At 41.5% G+C, this 10,983-nt stretch carries 7 protein-coding genes; 5 read left to right on the plus strand and 2 right to left on the minus strand.

What is annotated here, in order from left to right:
* Positions 1-87 precede the first annotated feature (87 nt).
* Both KSO91_RS13815 and KSO91_RS13820 read right to left on the minus strand, forming a co-directional pair.
* Positions 88-324, minus strand: coding sequence for a DUF2787 family protein (locus KSO91_RS13815; protein WP_238743610.1), 237 nt, complete (start codon positions 322-324; stop codon positions 88-90).
* 4 nt (positions 325-328) lie between these two features.
* The gene (locus tag KSO91_RS13820) at positions 329-799 is read right to left on the minus strand and encodes a JAB domain-containing protein (RefSeq protein ID WP_238743612.1); all 471 of its coding nucleotides are present in this window, start codon (positions 797-799) and stop codon (positions 329-331) included.
* A gap of 136 nt (positions 800-935) precedes the next feature.
* On the opposite strand from KSO91_RS13820, the gene KSO91_RS13825 reads away from it, so the two are divergent.
* The 5 genes from KSO91_RS13825 to KSO91_RS13850 all read left to right on the plus strand — a co-directional run bounded on the left by KSO91_RS13825 (position 936) and on the right by KSO91_RS13850 (position 10,673).
* Positions 936-1,061 carry an AlpA family phage regulatory protein gene (locus KSO91_RS13825; RefSeq protein WP_338049775.1) on the plus strand — a complete coding sequence of 42 codons (126 nt, stop codon included), beginning with the start codon at positions 936-938 and terminating at the stop codon, positions 1,059-1,061.
* Positions 1,062-2,005: 944 nt separating this feature from the next.
* Positions 2,006-2,923: a restriction endonuclease gene (locus KSO91_RS13835; protein WP_238743614.1), complete on the plus strand. Its 918-nt coding sequence runs from the start codon at positions 2,006-2,008 to the stop codon at positions 2,921-2,923.
* Positions 2,924-2,977: 54 nt separating this feature from the next.
* On the plus strand, positions 2,978-5,569 hold the full coding sequence (locus tag KSO91_RS13840; RefSeq protein WP_238743616.1) for a type I restriction-modification system subunit M: 2,592 nt from the start codon (positions 2,978-2,980) through the stop codon (positions 5,567-5,569).
* A gap of 1 nt (position 5,570) precedes the next feature.
* Positions 5,571-6,827 carry a restriction endonuclease subunit S gene (locus tag KSO91_RS13845; RefSeq protein ID WP_238743618.1) on the plus strand — a complete coding sequence of 419 codons (1,257 nt, stop codon included), beginning with the start codon at positions 5,571-5,573 and terminating at the stop codon, positions 6,825-6,827.
* 15 nt (positions 6,828-6,842) lie between these two features.
* The gene (locus KSO91_RS13850) at positions 6,843-10,673 is read left to right on the plus strand and encodes a type I restriction endonuclease subunit R, EcoR124 family (protein ID WP_238743620.1); all 3,831 of its coding nucleotides are present in this window, start codon (positions 6,843-6,845) and stop codon (positions 10,671-10,673) included.
* The last annotated feature ends 310 nt before the right edge of the window (positions 10,674-10,983 follow it).

Genomic DNA, 10,983 nt, shown 5'->3' on the forward strand with positions numbered 1-10,983 from the left:
AATGATTTTTGAGTACCTTTTACTTAAAAAAAGTGATCGGCATCGATGAGAATAGGTGATCGGGATAAATGAGAACAAGTGATCGGCTTACATGAGAATGGGTGATCGCGATGGGTGAGAATATGCACTAAAATCAAAATCAACCTCTTTTACTAGCTCAGGATAAGGATGACTACCTGTTTTACTACTATATGAACTGTCTCGGTAATTAACCGTAACCTGACTGATCTGCGCATCAACCTCTTTTGCTTGGATCGCTTTTTGTAATTGAACATAAAGTTTCGGATTAATATTCAAGCAGCAGACATTAAATTTAATATCCATTAGATTAACCCCGCTCTGCAAATGACACTGAATTCTTGCCGACGACAATATGATCTAACACTCGCACATCAATCAGGCCAAGGGCATCAGTAAGTCTCGTTGTGATGCGTTTATCCGCGTCTGATGGCTCAGCAATACCTGAAGGGTGGTTATGAGCAAAAATGACCGCACTGGCATTTGCCTCCAATACGGCTTTCACCACTTCACACGGATGAATACTGGCGCTATCAATCGTGCCGAAGAACAACTCTCGATATTCAATCAACGGATGTTGAGTATTTAGCAGCATCACTGCGAACACCTTTTTTTCATAATTAGCCAATTTAAAGGTTAAATATTCCTTGCTTGCCTTGGCGTCGGTAAACGCATCACGACTAATAAATTTAGTGGCGATGATCTCTGCCGCTCGTTCAAGTATCTGGTGCTCAGTCATTGGCTTACCTAGGGAGTAAACCTGGTTCGTTTTAGTTAGCATAAATAGTTCCTTTGCTGGTGGTTTGGTTATACACAGTGATGAAATATATCTGCAAATATTTTCAATCAACCCGTGATTTTTTATTTTTTAGTAATGGCTCTTATCTGATGGACTAGAACCAGTTAAGGATAAGAAAATGAAATTCATCAAATTAAAAGAAGTAATGACAATGATGGGCTTAGCACGAGCAACGGTTTATAAGCATATTGCCAACAACAAATCCCCTAAATCCGTGTCATTGAGTGAGCGAGCAGTCGCTTAGATTGAAAGTGAAGTTGAAGAGTGGGTGTTAGAGTGTATTGCAGAGCGTGATGAAGCTATAATCATCAGTTAACAGTGGCTACATTTTTTCACCTTCATCATTAATTACTTCACCACCTATAGACAGCTTTCCTTATTTAAATGAGTAATTAGCAGCAACAAAAAAGGCATAAGTAAAAAAGCAGTGATAGCAAAATTTAAAAACGTAATAATTTAAATATGCCATTTAGTATTCTAAAAAAACACTGAAAAACACGAAACTACTAGCCCGTGCATTTGCACGGGCTAGTAGTTGGAGATAGCCGATTAAATATCCAAATCAACAAAATCCTTATCAACATCATCCTGTGTAATGCCGATATAGCGAAGCGTTCCACCTTCTGACTCATTGCGTGTAATTTCCATTACACGGGCATGTAGTGGAACAGTGATTTTGCTCCTCTGTGAGTGGGTTCATAGAGGTGATACATGCCTGAAAATATTTGGAATACGATTGCTCGATAACGACTAAGATAACATTGTAGATCATCGCTAATCGCGTTTATTACAAGGAGTGACCATCATGAACAGATTATTAGAAATCGGTTTTCAGTATGCAGGCAACTGGTCATTGATTGATGATTGTATTAGTTACACCCTTAAGCATCATGAAAATGATAAACACGAAAACTGATACAAGAAAACTGTCAACAAGGGCAATATGTTACAGTGAATTTATTAGAAAAATACTAGATACAAATACAGCCCGTTTAATTAGCCGTTTCTTTCTTAAGCAATTTTAGTTACTAGCTCAAGTTTATCCATTGCAGGCGGGCAATTCTCTTTTTGATATCAATGTGATGTGCTAAGTTTAGCAATACTTATTTTAAAGTTGAATAACGAACATTCTAATTGCAATAAGGTAACCCCTTAAGTGCCTTGAAGTTTAAATAATAAGGCTAGTTAATGATTCCAAATTACCAGCAGTTCATGCGCCCATTTCTGGAAATAGCACAATCAGCTAACGGCAACGAAGTCAAACTTCGTGATGTGATTAACCAACTCGCTGTAAAGTTTAACCTTACCGATGAAGAAAAGGCTGAAACTTTACCGAGTGGCAAGCAAAGCATCCTTGATAACCGTGTCGGTTGGGCGCGCACTTATCTGACAAAAGCGGGTATGTTGGAAGTGACTAGACGAGCTCACTTCGTTATTACAGAGCGCGGATTAAAAGCACTTCAAGACAGCAACGTTGTTATTGATAACAAATATTTAAAGCAGTTTGATGAATTTATCGCCTTTAAAGAGCAGAAAAATGCTAGCACTGATATGGCTGTTACTGTTGGGGTTGATTCGGATGATATTACTCCAGATGAAGCGCTGCGAGCGGCTTATAAAATTATCAATGATGCACTCACGTCAGAACTTCTATCTCGTACTCGCAATATTACCCCCGCCTTTTTTGAAGACTTACTTATCCAATTGCTATTGGCAATGGGTTATGGAGGAACGGGAGAAGGTGCCGCTCATGCACTAGGGAAAAGCGGTGATAACGGTATTGATGGCGTAATAGATCAAGACCCTCTTGGTGTCGATCAGATATATATACAAGCCAAACGCTACGGCGAAGGCAATAATATTGGTGCGGGTGATATTCGTGATTTCTTCGGAGCCTTGAATTTGAAGAAAGCACACAAAGGCATTTTTATCACAACATCAGATTTCACGCCATCAGCAGTGCAAACCGCCAAAGATTTAGGTATGCGTATTGTTCTAATAAACGGAACAGAATTAGCCAAGTTAATGCTGCGCTATAACATCGGCAGCAGAGACGAACAGGTATTGCACCTGAAGAAAATAGACGAAGAATTTTTTGAAGCGTAAACAAATCAACTTGAGTGTTTACGCGCTACTTAAGCATTAGGAATAGTATTACACATGAACAAACAACAACTTGCCGCCAAAATCTGGGAATCCGCCAACCAGATGCGTTCAAAAATCGAAGCAAACGAATACAAAGACTACATTTTAGGTTTTATCTTCTACAAATACCTAAGCGATCAATTAGTGCAGTTTGTTACCAAAGAAGGCATGACCGAAGCAGACATTAAAGCTCTTAGTGAAGCCGACCCAGAAACCGTTAAATACGTGCAAGGTAACCTCGGTTATTTTATTGCCTACGACAATCTATTTTCTACTTGGGTAGATCCTAAATCTGACTTTGACGAGTCTAACGTGCGCGATGCACTTTCGGCCTTTAGCCGACTCATCCACATTAACCACAAAAAATTGTTTGATGGTATTTTTACCACGCTCGAAACCGGCTTAAGTAAGCTGGGTGAAAGTGCAGGTAAACGCACCAAAGCCATCAGTGACTTACTGCACCTGATTAAAAGCATTCCCATGAATGGCAACCAAGGCTACGACGTACTGGGTTACATTTACGAATATCTCATTGAAAAGTTCGCCGCCAATGCCGGTAAAAAAGCGGGCGAGTTTTATACCCCGCACGAAGTGTCGCTGCTGATGTCGCATATCGTTGCCCATGAATTAAAACACAAAGACACCATAGAAATTTACGATCCGACGAGTGGCTCAGGCTCGTTGCTGATCAACATTGGTAATGCCGTAGCACAATATGCCAAAAGCAAAGACAACATCACCTATTACGCCCAAGAGCTCAAAGCCAACACCTACAACTTAACGCGTATGAACCTAATTATGCGCGGCATTAAAGCCAGTAATATTAAAACTCGTAATGCCGACACCCTAGAAGACGATTGGCCGTATTTTGATGAAAGCGATCCGCAAAGTTCATACGAAGCCTTATATGTCGATGCCGTGGTATCTAACCCGCCATACTCACAAAGCTGGGACTCAACCCATAAAGAAAGCGACCCACGCTATTCGCGTTTTGGCCTAGCCCCGAAAACCAAAGCCGACTTTGCCTTTTTATTACACGACTTATACCACCTGAAACCCGATGGCATTATGACCATTGTATTGCCCCACGGTGTATTGTTCCGTGGTGGTGAAGAAGGGAAAATTCGTACCCAGTTAATTGAAAATGACCATATTGATGCCATTATCGGCTTACCCGCCAATATCTTTTTTGGCACGGGTATCCCGACCGTTATTTTAGTACTTAAGCAAAAACGCCAAAACAATGATCTATTGGTCGTGGATGCCTCAAAACACTTTTTAAAAGAAGGCAAAAACAACAAGCTGCAAGCTTCTGATATTAAACGTATTACCGATGCGGTCATTAACCGCGAAAGCATCGACAAATTCGCGCAACTAGTCAGCAAGCAAACCCTGCGCGACAACGGCTACAACCTCAATATTCCGCGTTATGTTGACTCATCAGCCGCCGCGCAAAGCTGGGATTTACACGCCACCATGTTAGGCGGTATTCCTAACAGCGAAATTGCCGAACTACACACTTACTGGCAAGCCTTACCTGATTTACACAAAGCACTGTTTACCGCAAAATCGGCCGCATACAGCGAACTTACCATTGCCAAAGAAAACGTAAACACCACCATTACTCAGCATCCGCAAGTAGTCGAGTTTATCAATACCTACAACCGAGCATTTGAAGGTTTTGAACCTTATTTAAACACCACCCTAATACAAGGCTGGGAAGCGTTAAATAGAAACCAAATAGAGGCCGAGTTAACTGTTGAGCTGTTTAATCGCCTAGCGCCAATTGCCCTAATAGATAAATACCAAGCCTACCAACACCTTAACAACCAATGGCAAACCATCAACGCCGATTTAGAAATGATGCAAACCGAAGGCTTTACTGCCACTAAATTGGTTGATCCCAATATGGTGATAAAGAAGAAAAACGGCAAAGACACCGAAGTGCAAGAGGGCTGGAAAGGCCACATACTGCCGTTTGATTTAGTACAACAAACGCATTTAAAGAGCGAGCTACAAGCCTTAGCGAGCCAAGAAAACCGCTTAGCAGAAATCGCCAGCACGCTGGAAGAAATTTTAGAATCACTCAGCGAAGAAGAAAAAGAAGCCGATACCGTCAAAGAAAGCAAAGACGGTTTTGTAAACGCCGAAGTTGCAAAAGCCGCCAAAACCTTTTTGAAAGAGCAAAAAGACAGCAAAACCAAATTTACTCAAGACAGTTTTGAGGCCAATATTATTCAAGCAAGCGAATTAATAGAAGAAGACAGAGCCCTTAAAAAAGCAGTAAAAGAAGCAAGCACCGCACTGCACTTAAAAACCAAAACCACCATCGAAGCCTTAACCGACGCGCAAGTGAATACCTTGCTTAACCTTAAATGGATTTCGCCATTAAGCACTGAGCTTGCCGCCATGCCAAGCGCCGTTATTACCCAGCTCACTAGCCAAGTACAAGCCCTTGCTGATAAATACGCGGTTACCTATTCACAAGTCGCCAGCGAGATAAAAACCACCGAGCAAGAATTGGCCGCTCTGATGGACGAACTGACAGGTAATGAGTTTGATCTGCAGGGTTTGAATGAACTCACTAGCTTGTTGAAGGGTGCATAAGATGAGTGTTGATATGACGGTACCAGAGGTTCGGTTTAAGGGGTTTAGCGGGGATTGGGAAGAGAATCATCTATCTAAATTTATTAGCTCGCTGGATGCAGGTGTAAGCGTAAATTCAGGAGATAAGCCTGCTGATGATGGTGAATTTGGAATACTTAAAACAAGCTGTGTGACAAATGGTATTTTTGACCCGAATGAAAATAAAGTTGTATCTGACACCAGAGAAATAAATAGATTAAAAGAGTCAGTATTAAAGAATACGATCATCATTAGTAGGATGAACACACCTGATTTAGTAGGTGCTAATGCATATATAGATCGAAATTTCTTGAATTATTTCCTGCCCGATAGGCTTTGGGCTGCAAAGCCTACAACTTTTGGAGATTTAAGGTTTATAGCGAATATTTTAGGTTCAGATAGAGGGCGAGAAGCTCTATCTGGTTTGGCTACAGGTACATCTGGCTCAATGAAAAATATTTCAAAACCATCAGTTTTACGATTAAAGTTTCATGCGCCTATAGAATCAGAACAAACCAAAATCGGCAACACTTTCCAAAAACTCGACAGCCTAATCAACCAACACCAACAAAAGCATGACAAGCTCAGTAGCATTAAAAAAGCCATGCTGGAAAAAATGTTCCCCAAACAAGGCGAAACCACCCCAGAAATCCGCTTTAAAGGGTTTAGTGGGGAGTGGCTAAGCAACCCAATTGGCGAAATTTGTGGCGTAACTTTTGGTGGAGGTACTCCATCGACTAACGAGAAAAATTTCTGGCAAGGTGAAATCCCTTGGATTCAATCCTCTGACATCAAAGACGGAAGTGTTAGTTCTGTTACTGCAAAAAAATACATTACTAAAGCAGCAGTAAGCAAGTCTGCGACTAAGTTGATCTCTGGCAACACCATCGCGATCGTTACGCGGGTTGGAGTAGGAAAGCTTTCTTTAATGCAAAGCGAGTACGCAACTAGCCAAGACTTTTTATCACTGAGCGATTTGAACATTAATTCACAATATGCTGTTTACGTTATTTGGAAGCAATTGCAAATTGAAAAGGAACAAGTTCAAGGAACTTCGATAAAAGGAATAACAAAAGATGAGTTGTTAGGTAAGTTTATAAGCTACCCAGAATCAAAAGAAGAACAAACCAAAGTCGGCAACTACTTCCAAAAACTCGATGCTTTGATCAACCAACACCAACAACAAATCACCAAACTCAATAACATCAAGCAAGCCTGCTTGAGCAAAATGTTTGTCTAGCAGGGAGCCGCGACCATGATCACGTTTAAAACAGAAGCACAATTTGAACAGGCCTTTATTGAGGTACTCACCAACAAAGGTTGGGAGGCTAAGGTATTAAAAAATAAAACCGAGGCCGATTTACTGCAAAACTGGGCGGATATTTTATTTGAAAATAATAAACAACGTGATCGCTTAAATGATGTGCCGCTTACCAGCGGCGAAATGCAGCAAATTATTGAGCAAATAAAAGAGCTAAAAACCCCGCTAAAACTCAATGGCTTAATTAACGGTAAAACCGTGGCCATTAAGCGCGACAACCCAGCCGACACCTTGCATTTAGGCAAAGAAGTTAGCCTGAAAATATACGACCGCCAAGAAATAGCCGCTGGCCAAAGCCGTTATCAAATTGTGCAACAACCTCAGTTTGAACGCGGTAGCCCACTGCGTAACGACAGGCGTGGCGATGTGCTGTTACTCATTAACGGTATGCCCGTCATTCATGTCGAGCTTAAACGCAGTGGCGTACCTGTGAGCCAAGCGGTCAACCAAATACAAAAATACAGCGCCGAGGGAATTTTTAGCGGGCTGTTTTCACTGATCCAAGTGTTTGTGGCGATGGAGCCCAACGAGGCAAAATACTTTGCCAACCCTGGTATGGACGGTAAGTTTAACCCCGACTATCAATTCCACTGGGCGGATTTTAATAACGAGCCTGTAAACGGCTGGAAAGACATTGCTTCCACGTTATTGTCGATTCCTATGGCGCATCAGTTGATTGGCTTTTATACCGTGGCGGATGAGTCCGATGGCGTACTTAAAGTGATGCGTAGTTACCAATATTACGCCGCCAATGCAATATCCGACAAGGTAGCTAAAACCAACTGGCAACAAATGGGTAATAGCGCAAACAATGTCGATAGATTGGGTGGTTATATTTGGCATACCACGGGCTCGGGCAAAACCATGACCAGCTTTAAATCGGCGCAACTTATAGCGCAATCGAAAGACGCCGATAAAGTCATTTTTTTAATGGACAGAATTGAATTAGGCACGCAATCACTGGCTGAATACAACAACTTTGCCAGCGATGGCGAAGAGGTACAAGCCACCGAAAATACCAGCGTATTAATCACCAAATTAAAAAGCACCGACCCAGCGCAAACCTTAATTGTTAGCTCCATTCAAAAAATGAGTAACATCTTTGAGGCCGTTGATGATGAAGGCACCGCGATTAACTCGGCCGACATCGACAAAATACGCGCCAAGCGTTTAGTGTTTATTATTGATGAAGCCCATCGCTCAACCTTTGGCGATATGCTGAGCATCATTAAACGCACCTTTCCCCGCGCCCTGTTTTTTGGTTTTACCGGCACGCCGATTCAAGAAGAAAACGAAAAAAGCGGCAACACCACCAGCACGGTATTTGGTAACGAACTGCACCGCTACAGCATTGCCGATGGTATTCGTGATGGCAACGTACTGGGGTTTGATCCGTACAAAGTGCCCACCTTTAGAGACAGCGACATAAAACAAGCAGTGGCCTTGGCTCAGGCCAAAGCCGATAGCGTTGCCGATGCCATGGCCGACCCTGCCAAAAAGAAAAAGTTTAACCACTTTATGAACGATATACCCATGGCTGGCAAAAAGGACGCAACGGGTAAATACAACAAAGGCATTGAAGACTATGTTCCCAAAAGCCAATACTTAACCGATACCCACCAAGAAAAAGTGGTGGCTGATATTATTGATAAATGGGATGTGCTCAGCCAAGGTAGTAAATTTCACGCTATATTAGCCACTAACAGCATCGCCGAGGCCATAGATTATTACCGCCGTTTAAAAGCCGCTAAGCCAGAGCTTAAAATATCGGCATTGTTTGATCCAAACATTGATAACGATGGCGGCAGTGGCGCCCGAGGCCCCACATTTAAAGGCGACGGCCTAGAAGAAATAATGGCCGATTACAACGCCCGCTATAGTCAAGACTTTGATTTTGCCAAACACACGAAATTCAAAAAGGATTTAGCCGCGCGCCTTGCCCATAAAAAGCCCTATGAGCGTATTGATAAAGATCCAGCCAAGCAGCTTGATTTACTGATAGTCGTTGATCAAATGCTCACCGGTTTTGACGCTAAATGGCTTAATACCTTGTATTTAGATAAGGTGATTAAATACCAAAATATTATTCAAGCCTTCTCGCGCACTAACCGTTTGTTTGGCCCCGACAAACCCCACGGCATTATTCGCTATTACCGCTATCCGCACACCATGGAACAACATATTGAAGATGCGGTAAAACTATATTCTGGCGATAGACCCATTGGCTTATTTGTAGATAAGCTCGAAAGCAACCTAGAAGCCATGAATGAATTGGTGGCAGACATTACCGAATTGTTTGTTAGCGCTGGCGTTGAAAACTTTGAAAAACTGCCAGAAGACGAGGCCGCCTGCGCAAAATTTGCCGATTTATTTAAAACCTTTAACCAACATTTAGCAGCCGCCAAAGTACAAGGCTTGCATTGGAATAACCTTACTCATAGTTGTGGTGAAGGTGATGACGCACATGACGTGACACTTGCCATTGATGAGCAAGCTTTTTTAGGCCTAGCGCTGCGCTATAAAGAACTGGTAGGCAAAGGTAGCGGCGCTGGATCTGCTGGCGATGTACCCTTTGATATTAGCGGCTACCTCACCGAAATTGATACCGGCAAAATCGACGCCGACTACATGAACAGTCGTTTTGATAAGTTTTTAAAAGAACTGAACCAACATCAAGATCAGGTAAGTATAGAGTTGACCCTGAACGAGTTGCACAAATCATTTTCCTCACTGACTCAAGGCGAGCAAAAATTTGCCAAGCTTTTTTTGCACGACCTACAGCGTGGCGATGCACAGTTAATTGAAGGCCATCGTTTTAGAGATTACATCAACGACTACAAAGGCAACGCCGAAAACGCGCAAATTAACGCTGTGGTAAACGCCTTAGGGTTAGACAAAAGTAAGCTGATGGCGTTATTGGCTGACAAGGTTGACGAGACAAACCTCAACAACTTCGGTCGTTTTGATGCGCTAAAAGAAACTGTAGATAAGGTAAAGGCCAAAGCTTATTTCGAGAAATCAGACGGCGTGACTATACCGCTTTTTAAGCTGAATATGCGCATTGACAAGTTTCTTCAAGAGTTTATTTTTGCACAAAATGAAGACTTTTTAGATGATGACTCAACTTATTTATTTACAGGGGCTCATGGTTCTCTCCCTATACCACTGGGTTTTGGTGACAAAAAACTATATCGAGCATCTCAAGTTTCTAAGCTGAATAATGCTCAGGAGTTAGGAACTATCACCTTTAAAACTGATTTACCTTATGAGAGTGATCCTGTGTCATTACTTACTACGGGCTATTACTCTGAATTAAAAGGGCTTGGGGTAGTTTCTTCCGGTGTTTTGGATACCACTATAACCGCTTTAATTGAGCTTGAGTTAGTTACCAAAGAGCTAGAGCTTCCTTTATATCAAGAGGGTAAAAGTGGAATAGTTTGGGCGTTTAAAGAAGCTAGAGCAGGTTGCACATATACTGAATTTATTGCTTATTTAGTTCAAGTTGTTGGAGATGAAAGCTATAAAACACTTATTGAAACAGTTGTTATAACTGGCGGTTATGATTTAGCGAAAAGATCTTTAAGCTTAGCATTTATTACTATTCCCTCCCTTTTAATGACCAAGCGAGCAGAGAAGCGCAAAGAGAAATTAAAAGAAGCCAATGTAAAAAATGCCGAGAAAGAGCAAATAGATATCTCTCCAAATGTTGTCGATTTCCGCACGAATGAAAAATTAGCGGGAAAATGGAAAGAAACCGCACATTGAGAATGTAATTAGTTTTAACGGAAATGAGCCATAAACGAAGATTACTATTTCAAAATAAAGCAGACACTTTCTATCATTCTAACTAACCTGCTAATCCAACTTCCCAATCTATCAGTTTGGGAGGTTCATTGGTTACGATTTTTTATTTTATAAAGAACACTTCAAAAGGTCACCCCTTTAATAATAACTCAAGTTTCGGGATTCAAAACAAACAATAAAACCCAAATAACTCGATGATTTTAAAGAGGTTGATGTCTCATTGTGGTAAAATACTTGTTAACTAGACAAAGGATAATACAACAAGAGACAT

Origin of the sequence: Psychromonas antarctica, from assembly GCF_022267535.1 — a bacterium.
GTDB lineage: Bacteria > Pseudomonadota > Gammaproteobacteria > Enterobacterales > Psychromonadaceae > Psychromonas > Psychromonas antarctica.